The sequence below is a fragment of the Mycobacterium sp. genome, from assembly GCF_025965855.1.
Classification (GTDB): domain Bacteria; phylum Actinomycetota; class Actinomycetes; order Mycobacteriales; family Mycobacteriaceae; genus Mycobacterium.
Genome location: NZ_JAOPWB010000050.1, coordinates 1 through 22,827 on the forward strand (window position 1 = coordinate 1; position 22,827 = coordinate 22,827).

Annotated in this window: 19 protein-coding genes and 1 pseudogene; 11 read left to right on the forward strand and 9 right to left on the reverse strand. The window is 65.1% G+C overall.

Features of this window, described 5'->3' with window-relative positions:
- Positions 1 to 124: 124 nt before the first annotated feature.
- Positions 125 to 343 (forward strand): annotated as a pseudogene (locus JWP83_RS31145) (cytochrome P450); the annotation flags it as partial.
- Between the two features lie 229 nt (positions 344 to 572).
- Here the strand turns inward: JWP83_RS31145 and JWP83_RS03555 are convergent.
- Both JWP83_RS03555 and JWP83_RS03560 read right to left on the reverse strand, forming a co-directional pair.
- Complete coding sequence (locus tag JWP83_RS03555; protein WP_297725856.1) at positions 573 to 3,512, reverse strand: RND family transporter; 2,940 nt, start codon at positions 3,510 to 3,512, stop codon at positions 573 to 575.
- Positions 3,509 to 3,934: an MmpS family transport accessory protein gene (locus JWP83_RS03560; protein ID WP_297725859.1), complete on the reverse strand. Its 426-nt coding sequence runs from the start codon at positions 3,932 to 3,934 to the stop codon at positions 3,509 to 3,511. The genes JWP83_RS03555 and JWP83_RS03560 overlap by 4 nt, the downstream gene beginning before the upstream one ends.
- Positions 3,935 to 4,349: 415 nt before the next feature.
- Here JWP83_RS03560 and JWP83_RS03565 point away from each other — a divergent pair, with 415 nt between their 5' ends.
- The gene (locus tag JWP83_RS03565) at positions 4,350 to 4,580 is read left to right on the forward strand and encodes an MbtH family protein (protein WP_297725862.1); all 231 of its coding nucleotides are present in this window, start codon (positions 4,350 to 4,352) and stop codon (positions 4,578 to 4,580) included.
- 90 nt (positions 4,581 to 4,670) lie between these two features.
- On the opposite strand, the gene JWP83_RS03570 is transcribed toward JWP83_RS03565, so the two are convergent.
- The gene (locus JWP83_RS03570) at positions 4,671 to 5,597 is read right to left on the reverse strand and encodes a prephenate dehydrogenase/arogenate dehydrogenase family protein (RefSeq protein ID WP_297725865.1); all 927 of its coding nucleotides are present in this window, start codon (positions 5,595 to 5,597) and stop codon (positions 4,671 to 4,673) included.
- Positions 5,598 to 6,104: 507 nt separating this feature from the next.
- Between JWP83_RS03570 and JWP83_RS03575 the strand changes: the two genes are divergently transcribed.
- Positions 6,105 to 7,004: an SDR family oxidoreductase gene (locus JWP83_RS03575; RefSeq protein WP_297725868.1), complete on the forward strand. Its 900-nt coding sequence runs from the start codon at positions 6,105 to 6,107 to the stop codon at positions 7,002 to 7,004.
- Between the two features lie 15 nt (positions 7,005 to 7,019).
- Here JWP83_RS03575 and JWP83_RS03580 read toward each other — a convergent pair whose 3' ends face one another.
- The gene (locus tag JWP83_RS03580; protein WP_297725871.1) at positions 7,020 to 7,895 is read right to left on the reverse strand and encodes a PAC2 family protein; all 876 of its coding nucleotides are present in this window, start codon (positions 7,893 to 7,895) and stop codon (positions 7,020 to 7,022) included.
- Positions 7,896 to 8,459: 564 nt separating this feature from the next.
- Between JWP83_RS03580 and metH the strand changes: the two genes are divergently transcribed.
- The 5 genes from metH (at position 8,460) to JWP83_RS03605 (ending at position 15,367) form a co-directional block, all read left to right on the forward strand.
- Positions 8,460 to 12,134: a methionine synthase gene (gene metH, locus JWP83_RS03585; protein WP_297725907.1), complete on the forward strand. Its 3,675-nt coding sequence runs from the start codon at positions 8,460 to 8,462 to the stop codon at positions 12,132 to 12,134.
- A 115-nt stretch (positions 12,135 to 12,249) separates the two neighbouring features.
- On the forward strand, positions 12,250 to 12,531 hold the full coding sequence (locus tag JWP83_RS03590; protein WP_297725874.1) for a phosphoribosyl-ATP diphosphatase: 282 nt from the start codon (positions 12,250 to 12,252) through the stop codon (positions 12,529 to 12,531).
- A gap of 2 nt (positions 12,532 to 12,533) precedes the next feature.
- Positions 12,534 to 13,391: an ATP phosphoribosyltransferase gene (gene hisG, locus JWP83_RS03595; protein ID WP_297725877.1), complete on the forward strand. Its 858-nt coding sequence runs from the start codon at positions 12,534 to 12,536 to the stop codon at positions 13,389 to 13,391.
- Positions 13,392 to 13,484: 93 nt separating this feature from the next.
- Entirely contained in the window at positions 13,485 to 14,003 is a 519-nt protein-coding gene (locus JWP83_RS03600) for a DUF4126 domain-containing protein (RefSeq protein WP_297725880.1), read from the forward strand.
- The gene (locus JWP83_RS03605) at positions 14,000 to 15,367 is read left to right on the forward strand and encodes an FAD-containing oxidoreductase (protein WP_297725883.1); all 1,368 of its coding nucleotides are present in this window, start codon (positions 14,000 to 14,002) and stop codon (positions 15,365 to 15,367) included. The genes JWP83_RS03600 and JWP83_RS03605 overlap by 4 nt, the downstream gene beginning before the upstream one ends.
- Positions 15,368 to 15,508: 141 nt before the next feature.
- Here the strand turns inward: JWP83_RS03605 and JWP83_RS03610 are convergent, their stop codons facing one another.
- Complete coding sequence (locus tag JWP83_RS03610; protein WP_297725886.1) at positions 15,509 to 16,375, reverse strand: RecB family exonuclease; 867 nt, start codon at positions 16,373 to 16,375, stop codon at positions 15,509 to 15,511.
- Positions 16,376 to 16,460: 85 nt separating this feature from the next.
- Here JWP83_RS03610 and trmI point away from each other — a divergent pair, with 85 nt between their 5' ends.
- Complete coding sequence (gene trmI, locus JWP83_RS03615; RefSeq protein ID WP_297725888.1) at positions 16,461 to 17,312, forward strand: tRNA (adenine(58)-N(1))-methyltransferase TrmI; 852 nt, start codon at positions 16,461 to 16,463, stop codon at positions 17,310 to 17,312.
- Positions 17,313 to 17,322: 10 nt separating this feature from the next.
- On the opposite strand, the gene JWP83_RS03620 is transcribed toward trmI, so the two are convergent.
- Both JWP83_RS03620 and JWP83_RS03625 read right to left on the reverse strand, forming a co-directional pair.
- A complete protein-coding gene (locus JWP83_RS03620) occupies positions 17,323 to 17,616 on the reverse strand; it encodes a DUF503 family protein (protein ID WP_297725891.1) in 294 nt (97 codons plus the stop codon).
- A gap of 5 nt (positions 17,617 to 17,621) precedes the next feature.
- Complete coding sequence (locus JWP83_RS03625) at positions 17,622 to 18,233, reverse strand: hypothetical protein (protein WP_297725893.1); 612 nt, start codon at positions 18,231 to 18,233, stop codon at positions 17,622 to 17,624.
- Between the two features lie 281 nt (positions 18,234 to 18,514).
- Here JWP83_RS03625 and arc point away from each other — a divergent pair, with 281 nt between their 5' ends.
- Both arc and JWP83_RS03635 read left to right on the forward strand, forming a co-directional pair.
- Positions 18,515 to 20,344, forward strand: a complete 1,830-nt coding sequence (arc, locus tag JWP83_RS03630; RefSeq protein WP_297725896.1) for a proteasome ATPase — start codon at positions 18,515 to 18,517, stop codon at positions 20,342 to 20,344.
- A gap of 125 nt (positions 20,345 to 20,469) precedes the next feature.
- Positions 20,470 to 21,849, forward strand: a complete 1,380-nt coding sequence (locus JWP83_RS03635; RefSeq protein ID WP_297725899.1) for a HAMP domain-containing sensor histidine kinase — start codon at positions 20,470 to 20,472, stop codon at positions 21,847 to 21,849.
- Here JWP83_RS03635 and JWP83_RS03640 read toward each other — a convergent pair.
- Entirely contained in the window at positions 21,831 to 22,520 is a 690-nt protein-coding gene (locus tag JWP83_RS03640) for a response regulator transcription factor (protein WP_297725902.1), read from the reverse strand. The genes JWP83_RS03635 and JWP83_RS03640 overlap by 19 nt on opposite strands.
- A gap of 71 nt (positions 22,521 to 22,591) precedes the next feature.
- Positions 22,592 to 22,827: MspA family porin (locus JWP83_RS03645; protein ID WP_297725905.1), on the reverse strand; the 236-nt coding region annotated here is incomplete at its 5' end.

Below are 22,827 nucleotides of genomic sequence, written 5' to 3' on the forward strand. Positions count from 1 at the left end.
GTCAGACTTCAAGTAGGTCTCTCCTGCGGGTTTCGATTCGACTAGGCATCGACATCGAAACCACAGGAGAGGCCGCCACGGCGCTGACGCGCCGGGCGGGATCAAGGTAGGTCTGGGCAGATTCATGGCCGCCTGCGGGCACTTTCGTGTCCGCCGGTGGGCAGTTCTTATTGGCCGCGAACGGGCATTTCCATGTCCGCCAGTGGGCATTTTTTCATGTCCGCCGACACCGAATCTCGCATTCCTTCCCTTCGGTGCCGGACCGCACCGTTGTTTCGGTGCCTCGATGGGCTCCCTGCAGGCGCAATTCCTGCTCGCCCTAATCCATCAACGATTCCGAACCCAATCTGCCCCCGGCTGGAATCATCAGCATGACCCCGGCCTGCCGTGGCGTGGCAACCGTTCACCCGGTTGCCGAACGGTGGGTCGCCCGGCTCGCGGATATCAATCGGGATGGTGGTCCGCAGTCAGTCGACGGGTTCACCGCGGTAGAACGCGATTCAGTGAGCGCTGCGCGAATCCTTCATCTCAACGCCGGCGTTACCTTGCGGGCCAATCCGGCCGGTTAACAGCTACTGTCGCGCGGCTTTTCGCTTCTCGCCGTCGGGCGAAGATGCAGCGCGTACCGTCAGTGGCGGTGTGGCCAGCAAGGAACGTACCAGTGGGCGCGGTCCGTAGGGGCGGAGCATGGAACTTGCGGGGCGTGGTCGCACGTTCAGGGGCCACCAGAACCAGCGCCCGAGAAGCGCGGCGATCGACGGCGTCATGAACGAGCGCACCACCAGTGTGTCGAACAACAGACCCAGACCGATGGTGGTGCCAACTTGGGCGATGATGCGCAGATCACTGACCATCATCGACGCCATGGTGAAGGCGAACACCAGGCCCGCGGAGGTCACGACCTTGCCCGTACCGCCCATTGCGCGGATGATGCCGGTGTTGATGCCGGCTCCGATCTCTTGTTTCAACCGGGACACCAGAAGCAAGTTGTAGTCAGAGCCCACGGCCAGCAACACGATGATAGCCATCGCGAGCACTTCCCAATGCAATTGGATGCCCAGAAGATACTGCCAAACTAGCACGGAAAGCCCGAAGGAGGCGCCCAGCGAAAGAACCACCGTGCCCACAATGACCAATGCCGCGATAAAGCTTCGCGTGATGATCAGCATAATGATGAAGACAAGGCAGAGGGCAGCGACTCCCGCAATCGCCAGATCATATTTGGACCCGTCCCACAGGTCTTTCACGGTCGCCGCCGTACCGGTGACGTAGATCCTCGCGTTCTCCAACGGGGTTCCCTTGAGCCCCTCCTCCGCCGCTGTCTTTATGGCGTTGACATGCGAAATGCCCTCGGCCGTCAGGGGATCGCCCCGATGCGAAATGATCATGCGCACCGCCTTCCCGTCCGGCGACAGGAACAAGCTCTCGGCGCGCTGGAAGTCTTTGTTCTGGAAAACTTCCGGAGGAAGGTAAAAGGATTCGTCATTTTTGGATGCGTCGAACGCCTTCCCCATTGCCGAAGTGTTCGAATTTGTCTCGTCCATCTCAGCAAAAAACCCGGACATGGTGCTGTACATGGCCAGCATCATGCTCCGCATGCTCTCCATGGTCTTGATGATTTCCGGGAACTGGGCGAGCAGTTGCGGGAAGAGCACGTCTATTTGGTCGAGATCCGGTATGAGTTGATGGATCTTCTCACTGACTAGGTCGACGCCGTCCGTCGCATCGAATATTGACCTCAGCGACCAGCAGATGGGAATATCGTAGCAGTGCCTTTCCCAGTAAAAGTAACTACGAATGGGTCTCCAGACGTCATCAAAATCCGCGATGTTATCTCGCAACTTATCGGTGATTACTGACAGTTCCTTTGTTTTACTGACAATGCCATGCGTCACGCCCTGGAACTGTTTCATCAAATTGTACATGTTCGACATCGTTCCGATTGTCGCGGTGATATTGTCGGCCTGTTTGAGTATCTCACCCATGCGTGCCCTCTGGAGCTGCATGCCCTGGACTTGGCCGGCGTTCTGCATGCTCATCAAGAAGGGTATCGATGTGTGTTCGATCGGAGTTCCTTCGGGCCGAGTTATGGTCTGTACCCTCGAGATTCCCGGAACGGCGAAAACGGCCTTGGCTAGTTTGTTCAATACCAAGAAGTCTGCCGGATTGCGCAGATCGTGGTCCGCTTCGACCAATAAGATCTCGGGCTCCATTCGCGACTCGGGAAAATGCCGCTCTGCGGCTAAATACCCCTGATTGGCGGGGAAGTTTTTGGGTATAGACAGCCGGTCGTTGAGCTGGACTTTGAATCCGGGTAGGGCCAAAAGACCGATGAGGGCGATCGCGAGTGAGGCGGTCAGAATGGGCACGGGCCAGCGGACAATCGCCGTGCCTAGTCGTCGCCACCTGCGGACCCTGATAACGCGCTTGGGATCGAACAGCCCAAAGCGGCTGCCGGTGACAATGACTGCCGGAACCAGCGTGAGCGCCACCACGATCGCGACCAGCATGCCCACTGCGCAGGGCACGCCCAGGGGCCGGAAAACGGGCAACCGGGTGAAGCTGAGGCAGAAAACCGCTCCCGCGATAGTCAAACCGGACGCCAAGACGACGTGCGCGACCCCGCGGTAGGTGGTGTAGAAAGCGGTTTCCCGATCCTCGCCGGCCTGACGTGCCTCTTGGTACCGCCCGATGAAAAATATGCCGTAGTCCGTGCCAGCCGCGATCCCAAGGGAGACCAGGAGATTCACGGCATAGGTGGTAAGCCCGATAAGCCCGTGATGGCCAAGGAATGCGACGATTCCGCGCGCTGCCAGCAGCTCTATGCCGACCATCAGCAACAAAGCAACTACGGTGATGACCGAACGGTACACAAGTAGCAACATGATGAGGATCGTTGCGACCGTCACGATTATGATCTTGGCGACCGTCTTGTCGCCACTGCGGAACATATCCGCGGTGAGCGCCGCGGGACCGGTGACATACGCCGTGACCCCCGGCGGCGCCGGCGTCCGTGCCACGATGTTTTGGACGGCCTCGGCCGATTCATTGGACAACGGCTGGCCCACGTTGCCAGCGAGATTCACCTGGACATACGCGGCCTTACCATCGGTGCTCTGCGCGCCGGCCGCCGTGAGCGGATCACCCCAAAAATCCTGAATGTGCTGCACATGCTTCGGATCGTCTTTCAGCTGACGAACCAACCTGTCGTAATACTTGTGAGCGTCCGGCCCAAGGGGTTGATGACCTTCCAAAACGATCAGCGCCACGCTGTCGGTGCTGGATTCCTTGAAGTCCTCGCCCATGCGCTTCATCGCCTTGATCGACGGCGCATCGTTGGGAGTCAGCGTTACCGAATGCTCTTTCTCGACCTGCTCGAGCGAGGGGACGCCCAGAGTCAAGATGACGATGATCACCAACCACGCCAGCATGAAGACCAACGAAAATCGATGAATCATCCGCGCGAAGAACGGGTGCGTGGTGCGTTGATCGTGCATGTGCTCGTCACTCATGTGGGCTTCAGCAGGCAGAAGGTGAAGGCGCTCGGTTCGTGCGTGACCTTCTCGGCTTGGACCACCCCGTTGACCACGATGCGGCATCCGATAGTGCCAGTGTCACCCTGCGCGACAAGACTGCCCATGAGGGCCGAGGTGGTCGTGAAAGTTGAGGTCCACGGCAGGGTTGCGCCGTGAACAAGCTGCGGGTCACCATTTATGTCGAAATAACTGATGTCTGCCACCGTTCCTGGGGCACCGAAGACCTCGTACGTAAGATGCGTCGGATCGGAAGGTGTGCTTTCGCTGACGTTGGTGTCGGCATACTTAGGGCGGTTTTCAGACCCGAACACGCCATGCAGTCGTGAGACAGTCAGTCCCCCCACACCGATCACCGCCAGTATCACCAACGGAATCCACACCCGCCGCAGAACACCCATGAAAGTCGCATCACCCCCACTCTCGTCACGCCGACTTCGCGGCCGCTTGAGCAGGCAAGATGGCGGCAAGCGGAGGGCCTGCCGAATGAGGTGGGTGTCGCAGGATGGCCATGCGGCGGGTACCTCACTCGAGCCACGCCCCGCGGAGCGCAAGCGGACGTGACGAGTAAACCACGCAGATCGTCTCCATATCGACTATTTGATATCGATCTTTGCCGACGCGATATGGGATGGTAACGGTCTGGGCGCAGCTGGACAGGTTGCCTAGCCCCCTTGAGTAGCCGCCGCAGTTGATTAAGTGCTCAAGTCGGACATATCGAGTGGTCCTGGCCCGATTTCCTCGGTCGAAACGCCGCGCCGAGCCTCTTAGTGTCCGGTACGGTTCCCTTGTCCGACTAAATGGTCTGGAGAACCGATGAGCACCAATCCTTTCGACGATGACAAAGGCACCTTTTTGGTCTTGGTCAACGACGAGGAGCAACACAGCCTGTGGCCGGCCTTCGCCGATGTTCCAGCTGGCTGGCGGGCTGTTTACGGCGAGGCGGACCGCGCAGCGTGTTTGGACTACATCGAACAAAACTGGACCGATATACGGCCGAAGAGCCTTCGCGACAGGCTGGCACATGACCGTGGTTCTGGCGCCTGACCGTTTTGGTGGTGTCGGACCGAACCTGATGGACGGGCATTCACACTGCCGCGCGGGCAACCCGACATAGGCGGTGCATTGCGTCACCGGCTACAAGTCCTGTCCAGCGGACTCGGCCGCCTTCGTCGAGGCCGGAGCGGCCAGTTCGTCGTAAACTTTCTGGCAGAGCTCCGCCAGCGGAACGCGCGCAGGTCCAAGCCACTTCGCAATCTCGCCAATCGCCGATCCCAGATCGTCCATTATCGCGAGGTGGCCAACGCGGGCTATGTTCTCAATCAACTCAGCCCGTACTTGCTCCGCGTGCGAGTTCGACCGCTGAATGTCTTGGTATACCTCGGGTGGTTGACCGACCATGCGCGCCAGCAGCATTAACTGCTGACGGCACGGCGGGGGCGCGAGTTCGGCAATCTGCTCCCCGCTGAAACCAGCCCCCGCGAGGGTCAATCCGTAGGCGAGAGTTGCTGCGTGCACACCGGCTTGGGTGACCGCGGTGAGCCGGTCATGCTCATCGGCGTCCGCCAATTGCATGACCACCATGCCTTTGCGCCGCAACAGTTTCAGAAATTCTTCTTGCCGGCCGGGCCGACCGGCAGCGACTGAAAGCACGCACCGGCCGACAGGGGAAAGTGAAGGCGCGAACATTGGGTTGATGCTGAGGATCGAGCGCCCGGCCGAGCTCCACAACACCGGCAGGGGCGACTTGACTGAGGCCGTGTCGACTACCAGTGCCCCTGTCGGTACGGCCGCCATCACCTGTGGCAGAGCCGCCACGATTGCGTCCTCGGGCAATGCGCAAATGACCAGCTCTGCAGACGCAAGCCTGATCTGCAGTCTGTGCTCTAACGGTCTGGTTACGTCGGCGACTATTCGGCAGACGTTATCTGCACTCGCGTTGTCGGAACCTCCGCGGGAAGGGTGCAGATCCACGATGGTCAGCGACTGGACGTCTCCCGCGAGTACTGCCCGCAACAGCTTGCCAATCCCTCCGTCGCCAAAGAGGATCGCGGTTTTGAACACCGGGTGCCTCGTCAACGGCGTCGGCCAGTCGACCCTGAGTATTTGCCGGCCACGACTCGAACGTACCAGTCCCGCTCGCCATTGCACTTCGGCGATTGGTCTGTCGCGCAGGTCCCGCACGAGTCGCGCCGATGAATGTGCTACCTCTCTCCGGCTGGGTGCCTTGGGCTAGCCGGCGTGCGCCCTCAAGGAGTGCTTCGCATGCGGCTCAGGCGCCGGTCGAAACTTCGGTTTTCCTGTTGCCCATTATGATTGGGTGAGCGTGCGATACCAGCTCGCGCCGCGCAGCCGGTCACCGGGCAATGTTGTCCCGGGCACCGTCATCCAGGCGTCCCCTCACTGACCGCCTCCACCGCCCAAAGCACTTGCGGCGCTGAATGACTAGCTACGGATGCGCCGCCGCGGCGGCGACGACGTCGGGTTGCCGACTGGCGGCCACCGCGGTCGATGCGTTGCTCGGGGTGGACCCGTAACCGGCGCTGGGCTAGTCGAGGTACGTTGTCGGCCATGACATCACTGCAGGACAAAGTTGTCTTCATCACCGGCGGCGCCCGGGGCATCGGGGCCGAGGTGGCCCGTCGGCTGAGCGCCCGGGGCGCCAAACTGGTGCTGATCGACCTGGACAAGGGCGAGCTGAAGGCGCTGGCCGCGGAGCTCGGCGAGGACCGCGTGCTGACCGCGGTCGCCGACGTGCGCGACCTGCCCGCCATGCAGGCCGCCGCCGCCAAGGCCGTCGAACGCTTCGGCGGCATCGACGTCGCCGTGGCCAACGCCGGCATCATCAGCTGCGGGTCGCTGTTGCATGTCGACCCGGACGCGGTCAAACGGGTGCTGGACATCAATGTGCTCGGCGTCTTCCACACCGTGCGCGCCGCGCTGCCGGCGGTGATCGACCGCCGCGGCTACGTGCTGATCGTCTCGTCGCTGGCCGCATACGCGGCGGCCCCGGGGCTGGCGCCGTATAACGCGTCGAAGGCCGGCATCGAGATCCTCGCCAACGCGCTGCGGCTAGAGGTCGGGCACCTCGGCGTCGGCGTGGGCTCGGCGCACATGTCCTGGATCGACACCGCCCTGGTCCGCGACAGCAAGGCCGACATGCCCTCGTTCGGCGAACTGCTGGCGAGGCTGCCGTGGCCGTTGAACAAGACCACCACCGTCGATGCGTGCGCGGACGCGTTCGTCAAGGGCATCGAGGCCCGCGCCGACCGCATCTACTGCCCGCGCTGGGTGGGCCTGTTCCGGTGGCTCAAGCCGGTGCTGTCAACCCCCGTCGGCGAACTTCCCATTCGCAAGACCACCGCCGAGCTGTTGCCCCGGATGGACGCCGAGGCCGCCGCGCTCGGCCGCTCCATGTCTGCGTTCAACGTCGAGTCGTTGCGCCAAACGGGCGGTTTTTCACCCAACTAGTCGACGTTCGGCGGACTATTTGCGCCTGCGGCGCAAGTAACGCTCAAATTCCGCCGCCAGCGCGTCGCCGTCGATCTTGCCCAGGGCCTCGTTCATGTCGACCTCGGCGTCGCCGCGCTGCTCCAGCGACGACACGTATTCGGCCAGGTCCTCGTCCTCGGCGGCCATCTCGGTGATCGCCTGCTCCCACTCCTCGGCCTGCGCCGGCAGGTCACCCAGCGGGACCTCGATGTCGAGCACGTCCTCCACGCGGCGCAGCAGCGCCACCGTCGCCTTCGGGTTCGGCGGGTTGGACACGTAATGCGGCACCGCGGCCCAGAACGTCACCGCGGGGATGCCGGCGGCCACGCAGGCGTCCTGGAACACCCCGGCGATCCCGGTCGGGCCCTCGTAGCGGGTCTCCTCGAGGCCGAAGCGTTTCGCCGATTCGGGGGAGTAGGCCGCACCCGAGACCGGCACCGGCCGGGTGTGCGGGGTGTCGGCCAGCAGGGCCCCGAGGATGACGACGGTGTCGACGTTGAGCTTGTCGGCGATGGCCAGCAACTCGGCGCAGAACGTGCGCCAGCGCATATTGGGCTCCACGCCGTGCATCAACACGACGTCGCGGTCGCTGCCCGGTGGCCGGCAGTGGGTGATCCGCATCGCCGGCCACACCAGCTCCCGGGTGACCCCGTCGATCTGGCGGATGACCGGGCGATTCACCTGGTAGTCGTAATACGCCTCGTCGTCGATCTCCACGATCGGGTCGGCTTCCCAGATGGCATCGAGGTGCTCGAGCGCATCGCTGGCCGCGTCGCCGGCGTCGTTCCAGCCCTCGAACGCCGCCACGACGATGGTGTTGTGCAGTTCGGGCAGCGCGCGGCCATCCGGGCCACGATCCGGCAGAGTCACAGAAATCAGCGTACGGCCTTTGACGCCGATGTTCGGCGTTGCCTGTCAGAGAGCTGTCAACCACTGGGGCCTATTTCATAGGCCGACTATCCTTGTGGCGTGACTGCCGCTAACAAACACCGCTACGACACCGACATCCTCGACGCCTTGGCGGGGCGGGTGGTGGTCGGCGACGGCGCGATGGGTACCCAGCTGCAGGCCGCCGACCTGACGCCGGACGACTTCAAAAACCGGCGTCGACGCGGTCGAGACGAAATACGTTCGGCTGCAATCTGGTTTTCCTTGATAGCTACGACATTGCCGACAAGATTCGCGAGCTGGCGCTCAAGGGCACCGCGATCGCCAAGCGGGTCGGGTCGAGCTGGGCGTCCAGACGTCGGGTGACGACGTAGACTCTTCTGGTCGAGAGGCGTTGCAACGGTTCCGGTTCCCTGCCGGTATCCGCCACGCTCGGCAGAGTCAAGGACGCCTTCCGTTACGGAAGGAACGTACGTGAACGCCTTTGAGCCGAACATCCGCTCCGACTGCACCGACGAACTGACGGCAGCTCTGCGCCAGCGGATCATGGTGATCGACGGCGCGATGGGCACGGCGATTCAGCGGGAGCGGCCGGACGAGGCCGGCTACCGCGGCGACCGGTTCACGGAGTGGCCGACCGCTCTTCAGGGCAATAACGACTTGCTTACCCTGACGCAGCCGCAGATCATCGAGGGCATCCACCGCGAGTACCTCGAGGCGGGCGCCGACATCCTCGAGACCAACACGTTCAACGCGAACGCGGTCTCGCTCTCCGACTACGACATGGCTGACCTGAGCTACGAGCTGAACTACGCCGGCGCTGCCCTGGCCCGCAAGGCAGCCGACGAATTCAGCACCCCGGAGAAGCCGCGCTACGTGGCCGGCGCAACCGGGCCGACGACGCGCACCGCGTCGATCTCACCGGACGTCAACGATCCCGGAGCCCGCAACGTCTCCTACGACCAGCTGGTCGCTGCCTACCTCGAAGCCGCCAACGGCCTGGTCGACGGCGGCGCCGACCTCCTCATCATCGAGACGATCTTCGACTCGCTGAACGCCAAGGCGGCGGTGTTCGCCGTCGAGACGCTGTTCGAGGACCGCGGACGCCGCTGGCCGGTGATCATCTCGGGCACCATCACCGATGCCTCCGGGCGGACGTTGTCCGGCCAGGTCACCGAAGCATTCTGGAACGCGATCAGGCACGCCAAGCCGATCGCGGTCGGCCTCAACTGCGCCCTGGGTGCGCCGGAGATGAGGCCCTACATCGCCGAGATGTCGCGGATCGCGGACACCTTCGTCTCCTGCTACCCGAACGCCGGCCTGCCCAACGCCTTCGGCGAGTACGACGAGTCCCCGGAGGCTCAGGCCGGTTACATCGCCGATTTCGCCGAGGCCGGCTTGGTCAACCTGGTCGGTGGTTGCTGCGGAACGGCGCCGCCGCACATCGCCGAGATCGCCAAGGTCGTCGAGGGCAAACCGCCGCGCGAGCTGCCGGAGATCCCGGTGGCCACCCGGCTCTCGGGTCTGGAGCCGCTCAACATCACCGACGACTCCCTGTTCGTGAACATCGGTGAGCGCACCAACATCACCGGCTCCGCCCGGTTTCGCAACCTGATCAAGGCCGAGGACTACGACACCGCGCTATCGGTCGCCCTGCAGCAGGTCGAGGTCGGTGCGCAGGTCATCGACATCAACATGGACGAGGGCATGATCGACGGCGTCGCCGCGATGGACCGGTTCACCAAGCTGATCGCGGCCGAGCCGGATATCAGCCGCGTCCCGGTGATGATCGACTCCTCCAAGTGGGACGTCATCGAGGCGGGCCTGAAGAACGTGCAGGGCAAGCCGATCGTCAACTCGATCTCCATGAAGGAGGGCGAAGAGAAGTTCATCCGCGAGGCACGGCTGTGCCGCAAGTACGGCACCGCCGTCGTCGTGATGGCCTTCGACGAGCAGGGCCAAGCCGACAATTTGGAGCGCCGCAAGGAGATCTGCGGGCGCGCCTACCGGATCCTGACCGAAGAGGTCGGCTTCCCGCCCGAGGACATCATCTTCGACCCGAACTGCTTCGCGCTGGCGACCGGTATCGAGGAGCACGCGACGTACGGGATCGACTTCATCGAGGCCTGCGCCTGGATCAAGGAAAACCTGCCGGGGGTGCACATCTCCGGCGGCATCTCGAACGTGTCGTTCTCGTTCCGGGGCAACAACCCCGTCCGCGAGGCGATCCACGCGGTGTTCCTGTTCCACGCCATCAAGGCCGGCCTGGACATGGGCATCGTCAACGCGGGCGCGCTGGTGCCCTATGACTCGATCGACCCCGAGCTGCGGGATCGCATCGAGGACGTCGTCCTGAACCGTCGCGAGGATGCGGCCGAAAGGCTCCTGGAAATCGCCGAACGGTTCAACAGCGATGAGAAGGGCGAGGACCCGGTGGCAGCCGAGTGGCGCAGCCTCCCGGTCCGCGAGCGGATCACGCACGCCCTGGTCAAGGGCATCGACGCCCACGTCGATGCCGACACCGAGGAATTGCGGGCCGAGATCTCCGCCGCAGGTGGTCGCCCGATCGAGGTGATCGAGGGCCCGCTGATGGACGGCATGAACGTCGTCGGCGATCTCTTCGGCTCGGGCAAGATGTTCCTGCCCCAGGTCGTGAAGTCGGCCCGAGTGATGAAGAAGGCTGTTGCGTACCTGCTGCCATACATCGAGGCGGAGAAGGAGCAGACCGGCGCCACCCCAGGTGTTGGTGGAGGTGGGGACACCAACGGCACGATCGTGATGGCGACCGTGAAGGGCGACGTCCACGACATCGGCAAGAACATCGTCGGGGTCGTCCTGCAGTGCAACAACTACACCGTGATCGACCTCGGTGTGATGGTGCCTGCCCAGAAGATCCTCGACGCGGCGAAGGAGCACAACGCCGACATCATCGGGCTGTCCGGCCTGATCACCCCGTCCCTGGACGAGATGGTCAACTTCGCCGTCGAGATGGAGCGTCAGGGCCTGGAGATCCCGCTGCTGATCGGTGGCGCGACCACCTCGCGCGCCCACACGGCCGTGAAGGTGTCGCCGCGTCGTAGCGGTCCGGTGGTCTGGGTCAAGGACGCTTCCCGCTCGGTGCCGGTCGCTGCTGCGCTGCTCGACGACAAGCAGCGTCCAGCCCTGCTGGAGGCCACCGAGAAGGATTACGCATCTCTTCGCGAACGGCACGCCCAGAAGAACGAGCGGCCGATGCTGACGCTGGAAAAAGCCCGCGCGAACCGGACGCCGATCGAATGGGACGGCTATACGCCGCCGGTGCCCGCCCAGGGCCTCGGCGTGCGCAACTTCCACGATTACGACCTCGCCGAGTTGCGCGAATACATCGACTGGCAGCCGTTCTTCAACGCCTGGGAGATGAAGGGCAGGTTCCCCGACATCCTCAACAACCCGGTCTCGGGCGAGACTGCCCGCAAGCTGTACGACGACGCCCAGGAGATGCTCGACACCCTGATCAAGGAGAAGTGGCTGACTGCCAACGGGGTGATCGGGTTCTTCCCGGCGAACGCGGTCGGCGACGACATCGAGGTCTACACCGACGAGACCCGTACCGAGGTGATGACCACGTTGCATAACCTGCGCCAGCAGGGCGAGCACCGGGCCGGCATCCCGAACCGGTCGCTGGGCGACTACATCGCGCCCAAGGACACCGGTCTGGCTGACTATGTCGGCGCCTTCGCCGTCACCACGGGGCTCGGCAGCCAGGGCAAGATCGCCGAGTTCAAGGCAGCCAACGACGACTACAGCGCGATTCTCCTGGAGTCGCTCGCTGACCGGCTGGCAGAGGCGTTCGCCGAACGGATGCACCAACGAGTCCGCAAAGAGTTCTGGGGATTTCAGCCTGACGAGCAGCTGGACAACGAGTCGCTGATCGGTGAGAAGTACGTGGGAATCCGGCCTGCCCCCGGCTACCCGGCCTGCCCGGAGCACACCGAGAAGGTGACGCTCTGGAAGTTGATGGACGTCCAGGAGCGGACCGGCATCGAGCTGACCGAGTCGATGGCGATGTGGCCCGGTGCCGCCGTCAGCGGCTGGTACTTCTCGCACCCGCAGTCGCAGTACTTCGTGGTCGGCCGGATGGCCCAGGACCAGGTCGCCGACTACGCGAAGCGCAAGGGGTGGACCCTTCAGGAGGCGGAGCGCTGGCTGGGCCCCAACCTCGGCTACAACCCGGAGGACTGAGGCTGGCGTTGGTTGAGTTCGCACTGGGCGCCGAGACGGCATCGTGCATGGCGATCGAGGACTCCAACACCGTACGTCGCCACTGATAAACCGCCGTGACTTTGCTGGCCGGCACGTGAAACAATCGCTGGCCGTGAAGACCTTCGAGGATCTGTTCGCCGAGCTTGGCGATCGTGCCCGCACCCGGCCGGCCGGCAGCGCCACGGTCGCCGCGCTGGATGGCGGCATTCATGGGCTGGGCAAGAAGATCCTGGAGGAAGCCGGCGAGGTATGGCTCGCCGCCGAACACGAACCCGACGACGCACTGGCCGGGGAGATCAGCCAGTTGATGTACTGGACGCAGGTGCTCATGATCGCGCGCGGACTGTCCCTCGACGACATCTACCGGAAGCTGTGAGCATGCTGCGGGTTGCGGTTCCCAACAAAGGCACGCTGAGCGAGCCGGCCAGCGAGATCCTCTCGGAGGCCGGCTACCGACGCCGCACCGATTCCAAGGACCTCACCGTCGTCGACCCCGTCAACCAGGTCGAGTTCTTCTTCCTGCGGCCCAAGGACATTGCCATCTACGTCGGTTCGGGAGAGCTGGATTTCGGCATCACCGGGCGGGACCTGGTGCGCGACTCCGATGCACCGGTGCGCGAACGCCTGGCGTTGGGTTTCGGGTCGTCGAGCTTCCGTTACGCCGGCCCGGCCGGCCGTCACTGGACGACGGCCGACCTGGCCGGCAAACGGATCGCCACCGCGTACCCGAACTTAGTCCGAAAGGACTTGGGGGAAAAGGGCATTGAGGCCACGGTCATCAGGCTCGACGGTGCGGTGGAGATCTCGGTGCAGCTCGGGGTGGCCGACGCCATCGCCGACGTGGTGGGGTCCGGGCGCACCCTGGGCCTGCACGACCTGGTGGCCTTCGGTGAGCCGCTGTGCGATTCCGAGGCGGTGCTGATCGAGCGCGACGGTCGCGACGGCCATGGCGGCACCGAAGCGGCGCGCGAGCAGCTGGTCGCGCGGATCCAGGGGGTGGTGTTCGGCCAGCAATACCTGATGCTCGATTACGACTGCCCGCGCTCGGTCCTGGAAGAGGCGACGTCGATCACGCCGGGACTCGAGTCGCCGACCATCGCCCCACTCGCCGATCCGGATTGGGTGGCGATCCGCGCCCTGGTGCCCCGCCGTGGCGTCAACGAGATCATGGACGAGCTCGCCGCCATCGGCGCCAAAGCGATTCTCGCGTCCGACATCAGGTTCTGCCGGTTCTGATCACCCTGCCGAGCACCCGGCTGTGTTAGCGTCCGCCCTGGGGTAGTCGCCCCTTATCGTCGCCGGACTGTTCGTCCCCTCAGGAGGATCTCCGTGACACACGCGCTTATTCTGCTGCTGGCTTTACTGATCGGTGTCGTCGCCGGGTTGCGTTCGATGACGGCTCCCGCCGTGGTCGCCTGGGCCGCCTGCCCCGCTGCTCTTGGTTGGATCGATCTGCACGGCACGTGGGCGTCCTGGATGTCCAACATCATCACGGCCATTGTCTTCACCGTGCTCGCCGTCGGCGAACTGGTCAACGACAAGCTGCCCAAGACGCCGGCCCGCACGGCGCCACCGATCTTCGCCGCCCGGATCATCACGGGCGGGTTGGCGGGCGCGGCGCTGGGCGCGTGGCCGCACTGGACCTTCTCCGCGCTGGGCGCGGGCGTCATCGGGGCGGTGCTGGGCACCCTCGGCGGCTATCAGGCGCGCAAACGTCTGGCCGCCGTGGCCGGTAGGGACCTGCCGATCGCGCTGCTCGAGGACGCGGTCGCGATCTTGGGCGGGTTCGCCATCGTTGCGGTGACGGGTCACGTGCTGACCGAGTACCTGCTGACGGCAGTTAAGTGACGGAGCATTTCGACGCGATCATCGTTGGCGCCGGGCAGGCCGGCCCGCCGCTGGCGGGTCGCCTGACGGCGGCCGGGCAGCGCGTCGCGATCATCGAGCGCAAGCTGATCGGCGGCACCTGCGTCAACAACGGCTGCATCCCGACCAAGACCCTGGTGGCCAGCGCGCATGCCGCCCACTTGGCCCGGCGCGGCGCCGAATACGGCGTGGGGACCGGGACGGTCAGCGTCGACATGGCGAAAGTCAAGGCGCGCAAAGACGACATCATGCTCACCGACCGTAAGGGCGTCGAAAGCTGGTTGGAGGGCATGGACGGCTGCACCGTCTTTCGCGGTCACGCCCGCTTCGAAGACCCGCACACCATCAGCGTCAACGGCGACCTGCTGCACGCCGAGCGAATCTTCCTCAACGTCGGCGGCCGCGCCGTGGTGCCAGACATCCCGGGACTGTCCGACGTCGAGTTCCTCACCAACGTGTCGATCCTCGAACTCGACACGCTGCCAACGCATCTCGTCATCGTCGGCGGCAGCTACATCGCGCTGGAGTTTGCGCAGATGTACCGGCGCTTCGGGGCCCGGGTGACCGTGGTCGAGCGCGGCCCGCGGCTGGCATCGCGCGAAGACGAGGACGTCTCCGCCACGGTCCGGGAGATCTTGGAGGCCGAGGGCATTGACGTCGTCGTCGGCGCCGACGACGTGCGAATCACCAAGACGGCTAACGGTTTTGAACTCACGCCGCGAGCCGGTGCCGCCCCCATCGCCGGGAGCAATCTGCTGGCGGCGGTAGGGCGGCTACCCAACACCGACGACCTGGGTCTCGAGGCGGCCGGGGTGCAGACCGACCGCGGCTACATCGTCGTCGACGACCAGCTCAAGACCAGCGTCGATCACATCTGGGCGATGGGCGACTGCAACGGCAAGGGCGCCTTCACCCACACGTCGTACAACGATTTCGAAATCGTCGCCGCCAATCTGCTCGACAACGACCCGCGCCGGGTGAGCGACCGCATCACCACCTATGCGCTCTACATCGACCCGCCGCTGGGTCGCGCCGGCATGACCGTGAGTCAGGTCCGCGCATCGGGCCGCAAGGCGTTGGTCGGCAAGCGGCCGATGACCCGCGTGGGCAGGGCAGTGGAAAAGGGTGAGACGCAAGGCTTTATGAAGGTGGTGGTGGACGCCGAAACCGACGAGATCCTGGGGGCCGCCATCCTCGGGGTCGGCGGCGACGAGGCGATTCACGCCATTCTGGACGTCATGTCAGCCAAAGCGCCGTACACCACGCTGTCGCGCACGATGCACATCCACCCCACCGTCAGCGAACTCATTCCCACGATGCTGCAGGAGATGTCGCCTCTCGACTAGACGGACTATCTCCGGCGCTGGAGTGCAGCGCCAACGGAGGCGAGCCGTGCCGGAGTTCGGGGCTCCAGTTACCGCGGGTGAAGTCGGTGGGCCTGAAGGCTTGATATTCGCCTTCGGGGGGGCGTCGGTAAAAGCAGCCGATCATGCCGCCGGTTCGGTCGGATGCGAAACAGCTTGCGCGCCTGCAACATCCGGCCACCCGGGGTAGGGGGGCGGGGTTCCCCCGAAGGTCGGACAGTGCTGCTGGTGGGGGCACCACTCGCACAACCGCGACGGGCTGGGGCGGAAGTCGCCCGTCGGCGCCGCGGACTGGATGGCCCGCCAGATCGCCATCAGCGTCTTCTCGAAGCGCAGCAGCTCGTCATGGTCCGGCGCGTAGTCCAGCACCTGGCCGTCGGCCAGATAGATGATCCGCAGCCGGGTGGGCAGCACGCCGCGGGAACGCAGCAGCGCCACCGCGTAGAACTTCGTCTGGAACATCGCCTTGAACTCGGCCAGCGCTCGGGCTTCGGGCGGCGCCTTCCCGGTCTTGTAGTCGACCACCCGCAGCTCGCCGGTGGCGGCGACGTCGATCCGGTCGATGAAGCCACGCAGCAGCGTGCCGTCGGCGAGTTCGACCTCGACGCGCTCTTCGCAGCTTTGCGGGTCGAACCGGGTCGGGTCCTCCAGTCGGTAGTAGCCCGCGAGCAGCGCGCGCGCCTCGGCCAGCAGTTCGGTTCGCTGCTCGGGATCCACGTCGCCGGCCAGGTCGGGCTCGGCGGCGATCACCCGGTCCCAGGCGGGCTCCACCAGCGAGGTGGCGGTGTCGGGGCCGCGCATCCCGGCGGGCAGGCCATAAAGCTGCTCCAACGCGGCATGCACCACCGAACCCCGCAGCTGCGCCGTCGACGGCGCCTCGGGCAGCCGGTCGATCGCCCGGAAGCGGTACAGCAACGGGCACCGCTTGAAGTCCGCCGCGCGCGACGGTGATAGCGCCGGGCGTGCGCGTCCCTCCAGCTGGTCCGTCATTTCCCGATCACGTCCAAAGCCTAGAACCGGGCACCGACAACCCCCAAGCACCGGTTGCGGCGAGTCGGCTGGCACGCTGGACGGCGTGCCCGCGACCGGCCCGTTCACAGTTGGCGAACGCGTCCAACTCACCGACGCCAAGGGGCGGCACTACACCATGTGCCTCACCCCCGGCGCGGAGTTTCACACCCATCGCGGGTCGATCCCACACGACGCGGTGATCGGGCTGGAGCAGGGCAGCGTGGTCAAATCGGGCAACGGCGCCCTCTTCCTCGTGCTGCGCCCGCTGCTCGTCGACTACGTGATGTCGATGCCCCGCGGGCCGCAGGTGATCTACCCCAAGGACGCCGCCCAGATCGTGCACGAGGGCGACATCTTCCCGGGCGCACGGGTGCTCGAGGCCGGGGCCGGATCCGGCGCGCTGACGTGCTCGCTGCTGCGCGCCGTCGGGCCCGAAGGGCGCGTGGTCTCCTACGAGCAGCGCGCTGACCACGCCGAACACGCCCGGCGCAACGTGGCCACCTTCCACGGCGTTTCCGGCGGTCTACCCGTCAACTGGCAACTGATCGTCAGCGACCTCGCGGACTCCGACCTGCCCGACGGCTCCTTTGACCGGGCGGTGCTCGACATGCTCGCGCCGTGGGAGGTGCTCGACGCGGCATCGCGCCTGCTGATCGCCGGCGGCGTGCTGTTGATCTACGTGGCCACCGTCACCCAGCTGTCGCGGACGGTGGAAGCCCTGCGGGTTCAGCAGTGCTGGACCGAGCCCCGCGCGTGGGAGACGCTGCAACGCGGCTGGAACGTCGTCGGGCTGGCCGTTCGGCCGCAGCACTCGATGCGCGGGCACACCGCGTTCCTGATATTTACGCGACGGCTCGCACCGGGTGTCGTCGCGCCGGCGCCCCTGGGTCGGAAGCGCGAGGGCCGCGACGGTTAGTCCCTCCGTGTTAGTCATCGCTGCGTAGCAGCGAACGCCGCACCGACAGCAGCTCGAACTCGGGATGCGCCGCCACCAGGCGTTCGGCCGCGTCGAGCACGTCGACGGCCTGGCTGCGTTCGCCGGACACCACGGCCACGCCGATGCCCGCCCGTCGATACAGCTTCTGCGCGCCGGTTTCGGCTGCCGAAACGCTGAACTTGCGCCGCAACTCGGCGACGACGGGACGAATCACCGACCGCTTCTGTTTGAGTGACCGCACGTCGCCCAGCAACACATCGAACTCCAGCCAGCCGATCCACATCGGAGCTAGCCCGGGGGAGTCGGCGACGGCGGAGCTGTTGGCTCCGGGGCCGGCTCGGGGGCGGGAGCCGGGCTGGCGGGCGGCGTCGTCCCCGTGGCCGAGTTGCCCAGCGCCAGCAGCATTTCCGCGGTTCGGCGGGACAACTGCCACCCCTCTTGCGCGGGCGCGAAGGGGGTGAACTCCATCGGGAAGGTGAAGTTGCCGTTGTTCGCGTGGGCGGTCTTGACGGTGACGGTGGCCACCACGTGGGACGGATTCTTGTCCGACCAGGCGACGTCGTTCGCCGCGAAGGTCATCGGGAGGTAGCCGTTGTCCCGCAGCGCGTTGGTGAACTTGTCCAGGGTGCCCGCACTGTCGGGCGTCGCGCCCTCGACGAGGTTCACCTTGTTGATGCCCGGCACGTTCGGGTCCGCGAGCCGGTTCAGCACGTCGATCAGGGCGTCGGGCCCGGGCAGCGGCGCGGTCGGGGGAGCCGCGACGATCAGCGGGGTCGAGGTCACCGGGACCGCCGACGAGGAGGTCGACACGACCTTGGGCCCGGTGTGCGAGCATCCGGCGAGACCGACTGCCGCCACCGCCGTGACGGCAGTCAGCGCAACGGACAAGCGTCGGTGCATCCGGTTCGTTCTGGTCTAGGAGTTCGTGCCCGCCGTCGGGCCAACGGGTGCAATGGAAGTCACACCGGGCCTGCCGTTCCGGAGAAGACGGTGCCGGCGTAGCCCATGGCAAGGGCTTTTAGGGCCACGGCTGTCCTTTCGCTCGGCAAGATTCGTGGCCGAGATTACCAGTGGAACCAAAGTCTTAACTTTTCGTGAGCATTTGACTCCGCACATCAACCGGCAATCGCCGGTAGCGTTGAAGTACCACCGCACATTTCGGGGCGGGAAAGGAGCGCAACATGGGTGACTCAGAGCGTTCTGAAGCATTCGGTAATGCCGGTGAAATCAGTATGTCCAGCGACGATGCTGCCGAATTGGAACAGTTACGCCATGAGCTAGCAGTGCTGCGCGAGCAACTGGAGCACGCAGATGGATCGCACGCCGGCACCCGCTCGGCCCGCGATGTGCATCAACTCGAAGCCCGCATCGACTCCCTTGCGGCCCGAAACTCAAAGTTAATGGAGACCCTCAAAGAGGCCCGCCAGCAACTGTTGGCGCTGCGCGAAGAAGTCGACCGGCTCGGTCAACCGCCCAGCGGCTACGGCGTTCTGCTGGGGGCGCACGACGACGACACGGTCGACGTGTTCACCTCGGGTCGCAAGATGCGCCTCACCTGCTCGCCCAACATCGAGGTCGGCGTGCTGCGGAAGGGCCAAACGGTCCGGCTCAACGAGGCCCTGACCGTCGTCGAGGCCGGCACGTTCGAATCGGTCGGCGAGATCTCCACTTTGCGCGAGGTGCTGGCCGACGGGCACCGGGCGCTCGTGGTCGGCCACGCCGACGAGGAACGCATCGTGTGGTTGGCCGAGCCGCTGGTCGCCGAGGATTTGCCGGACGGCGTTCCCGACGCGCTCAACGACGACACCAAACCCCGCAAGCTGCGCCCCGGCGACTCCCTTCTGGTCGACACCAAAGCCGGCTACGCCTTCGAGCGCATCCCCAAGGCCGAGGTCGAAGACCTGGTCCTCGAAGAGGTGCCGGACGTCAGCTACCAGGACATCGGCGGTCTGACCCGCCAGATCGAGCAGATCCGCGACGCCGTCGAACTGCCGTTCCTGCATAAGGAGCTCTACCGCGAGTACGCGCTGCGCCCGCCGAAGGGTGTGTTGCTCTACGGCCCGCCCGGCTGCGGTAAGACCTTGATCGCCAAGGCGGTCGCCAACTCGCTGGCCAAGAAGATGGCCGAGGTGCGCGGCGACGACGCCCGCGAGGCGAAGTCGTACTTCCTGAACATCAAGGGCCCGGAGCTGCTGAACAAGTTCGTCGGCGAGACCGAGCGGCACATCCGGCTGATCTTCCAGCGCGCCCGCGAGAAGGCGTCGGAAGGGACGCCGGTGATCGTCTTCTTCGACGAGATGGACTCGATCTTCCGCACCCGCGGCACCGGGGTCTCCTCCGATGTCGAGACCACCGTCGTCCCGCAGTTGCTCAGCGAGATCGACGGGGTGGAGGGACTCGAGAACGTCATCGTCATCGGCGCCTCCAACCGCGAGGACATGATCGATCCGGCAATCCTGCGGCCCGGGCGTCTCGACGTGAAGATCAAGATCGAGCGGCCGGATGCCGAAGCGGCGCAAGACATTTTCTCGAAGTATCTGGTCGAGACGCTGCCGGTACACGCCGACGACATCGCCGAGTTCGACGGCGACCGGTCGGCCTGCATCAAGGCGATGATCGAGAAGGTCGTCGACCGGATGTACGCCGAGATCGACGACAACCGGTTCCTGGAAGTCACCTACGCCAACGGTGACAAGGAAGTCATGTACTTCAAGGACTTCAACTCCGGCGCGATGATCCAGAACGTGGTCGACCGGGCGAAGAAGAACGCGATCAAGGCCGTGTTGGAGACCGGTCAGCCCGGTCTGCGCATCCAGCACCTGCTCGACTCGATCGTCGACGAGTTCGCCGAGAACGAGGACCTGCCCAACACCACCAATCCCGATGACTGGGCACGGATCTCGGGCAAGAAGGGCGAGCGGATCGTCTACATCCGCACGCTGGTCACCGGCAAGTCGTCGAGCGCGTCGCGCGCCATCGACACCGAATCGAACCTGGGGCAGTACCTGTAGGACGTCTCCATCTCGAGCACCTCTCGCATGTCGGACACGGGCAATGTTGTGCGCGATTGCGGCCGCGGTGGCCGTTCAGTGGCCCGATATGGCAAAAATCGAGCTGCAGTGGTGGACTGACCCAGATGGCCGGACGGAACGCGACATGGTGGCGGCCGTGGAACTGGGGGATCTCGGCACGTTCCGCGTTCGTCGCGGCGACGGTGGTGTTCATCGCGCTGACCTTGGCCGGTTCCGGTCTGGCCGCGGTGTTGTACCGGTCGATGCTGTCCGGCATCGACAGCAGCGCGGCCGCACGAGTGTCCGACGTGGCCGCAGAGGTCGAGACCGACGGCGTTAATCAGATGGAGCCGCACGGGCTGCGTACCGATGAGCGCATTCTTGCCGTGCAGGTCATCTCGGCAGACGGCAGGGTGGTCAAGCAGTCGGATTCAGCGCCGGACACGCCGATGCTCCCGATCTCCGAGATCGGCAACGGCCTGCATATCGGGATACCAGAACACGCTTCGCCGTTCGGCCGGATCCGGTTCAGCGCCCAGACCGTGTCGGCCCCTGGCGGCGCCCGGTACACCGTGCTGGTCGGTGAGGGCAGCCAGGTTGTCACATCGGCGGTGAAGACCGTCATCATCGCGCTGGCGATCGCCGCCCCGATCGTCATCGCTGTCTCTGCGGGTGCCACCTACATGCTCGTGGCGCGGTCGATGCGATCCGTCGACGCGATCCGGTCGCGGGTGGCCGACATCAGCACATCCGATCTTGCCGAGCGGGTGCCGGTGCCCGAAAGCCGCGACGAGATAGCGGCGTTGGCCGAGACCATGAACGAGATGCTTGCCCGCATCGAAGCCGGGCACGCGGCGCAGCAGAGATTCGTCGGAGACGCGTCACACGAGCTGCGCAGCCCGCTTGCCACGATCATTTCCGCATTGGAGGTTGCCGTCGCTCACCCTGAGTTGCTCGACACGGAGCTCGCCGCAGGCACGTTGATTCCGGAGGCACACCGCATGCAGGCGCTCGTCGAGGACCTCTTGTTGTTGGCCCGCGCCGACGAGCGCGGACTCATGATTCGCCATGAGGACGTCGATCTTGACGACCTCGCCGCCGATGAGGCGCAAAGGCTAAGGCGTGAAACGTCTTTGGATGTTCACACCGAGCTCACTCCGATTCGGCTCGTCGGGGACGCCACGGCCCTGGCGCGGGTCCTCCGCAACCTGCTCGAAAACGCGGCGTTGCATGCGGTGTCACGGATCGACGTAGCGGTTGCATCCGGTGGCGGCGATGCCGTTGTCAGCGTCGCCGACGATGGTCCTGGCATCCCCGCAGCCGATCGGGAGCGGGTGTTCGATCGCTTCGTTCGGCTGGACCCGGATCGTTCACGAAGCGGAGGTGGTGCCGGTCTCGGGCTCGCGATCGTGCGCGAAATCGTTGCGGCGCATCATGGCAGCGTGACGGCCGACGACCGGCCGGGTGGCGGCACACGTATGACGATTCAGTTGCCGTTGACATAGGTGCCGGACTCCAGCCGATAGCCCATGCCGCGAATGGTTTCAATGGTGTTGGTGCCGAATGGGATATCGATCTTGCGGCGCACGTAGCCGACGTACACCTCGACCACGTTGTCGGGGCCGTTGTAGTGCGCGTCCCACACGTGCTGCAGTATCTCGGTCTTGCTGACGACGGTGTCTTTGTTTCGCATCAGGTACTCGAGCAGCCCGTATTCCCTGGGGGTCAACGTAATTGGCGTGTCAGAACGCTCCACCACCCGGCGCGACGGGTCCAGCGACAGACTTCCGGCGGTCAACACCGCGGGACGCTGTGGAGCGCAGCGACGAACCAGCGCGCGCAGCCGCGCCACCAGCACGATGAACGAGAACGGCTTGGTCAGATAGTCGTCGGCGCCGAGGTCGAAGGCGTCGGCCTGGTCGTAGTCGCCGTCCTTGGCCGTCAGCATCATCACCGGCGTCCACACGTCGCTTTCGCGCATGCGGCGAAGGACCTCGTAGCCGCTCAGACCGGGCAACATGATGTCGAGCACGACCACGTCGAATTCGTCCTCGACGGCATGCCAAAGCCCGTCGTCGCCGTCGGAGGCGGTGACGACGACGCAGCCCTCGGCGCGCAGCCCGGTCGCCAGCGTCGACGCCAGCCGCGGCTCGTCTTCGACCAGCAGGACCTTCATCGACGCGCTATCCTTCCAGGCCGCGGGGTCGGCGCGCCACGCAGCACGACGGGTTCCGCCATCGCTAGGGGTCAACGATGAGCGTGTCGGACCCGGACGTGGCGCTCCGACCGCCTCCCCTGCTTGTTCATGTTCCAGGGTTCACCGTAGGTGGTGACGCTGTCACCGGCCTTGGAGATCAGGCGGGCGAACGGACGCAGCAGCACACCACCGGCCGCACCGGTCACGGTGCCGTGCGCGTTGGACACCGCCACCTTGCCGTGCGGACCGGACACGTCGACCGAGAACGTCGCGACTTCCTGAATGC

Bases quoted from the DNA above. Each gene is read 5' to 3' on its own strand.
- JWP83_RS03560 (WP_297725859.1), bottom strand. From the start codon at position 3,934: ATGGGTGTTCTGCGGCGGGTGTGGATTCCGTTGGTGATACTGGCGGTG.
- JWP83_RS03610 (WP_297725886.1), bottom strand. From the start codon at position 16,375: ATGACGGACCAGCTGGAGGGACGCGCACGCCCGGCGCTATCACCGTCG.
- JWP83_RS03565 (WP_297725862.1), top strand. From the start codon at position 4,350: ATGAGCACCAATCCTTTCGACGATGACAAAGGCACCTTTTTGGTCTTG.
- JWP83_RS03640 (WP_297725902.1), bottom strand. From the start codon at position 22,520: ATGAAGGTCCTGCTGGTCGAAGACGAGCCGCGGCTGGCGTCGACGCTG.
- JWP83_RS03635 (WP_297725899.1), top strand. From the start codon at position 20,470: ATGGCCGGACGGAACGCGACATGGTGGCGGCCGTGGAACTGGGGGATC.
- JWP83_RS03620 (WP_297725891.1), bottom strand. From the start codon at position 17,616: ATGTGGATCGGCTGGCTGGAGTTCGATGTGTTGCTGGGCGACGTGCGG.
- JWP83_RS03575 (WP_297725868.1), top strand. From the start codon at position 6,105: ATGACATCACTGCAGGACAAAGTTGTCTTCATCACCGGCGGCGCCCGG.
- hisG (WP_297725877.1), top strand. From the start codon at position 12,534: ATGCTGCGGGTTGCGGTTCCCAACAAAGGCACGCTGAGCGAGCCGGCC.
- JWP83_RS03555 (WP_297725856.1), bottom strand. From the start codon at position 3,512: ATGAGTGACGAGCACATGCACGATCAACGCACCACGCACCCGTTCTTC.
- arc (WP_297725896.1), top strand. From the start codon at position 18,515: ATGGGTGACTCAGAGCGTTCTGAAGCATTCGGTAATGCCGGTGAAATC.
- JWP83_RS03625 (WP_297725893.1), bottom strand. From the start codon at position 18,233: ATGCACCGACGCTTGTCCGTTGCGCTGACTGCCGTCACGGCGGTGGCG.
- metH (WP_297725907.1), top strand. From the start codon at position 8,460: ATGGTGATCGACGGCGCGATGGGCACGGCGATTCAGCGGGAGCGGCCG.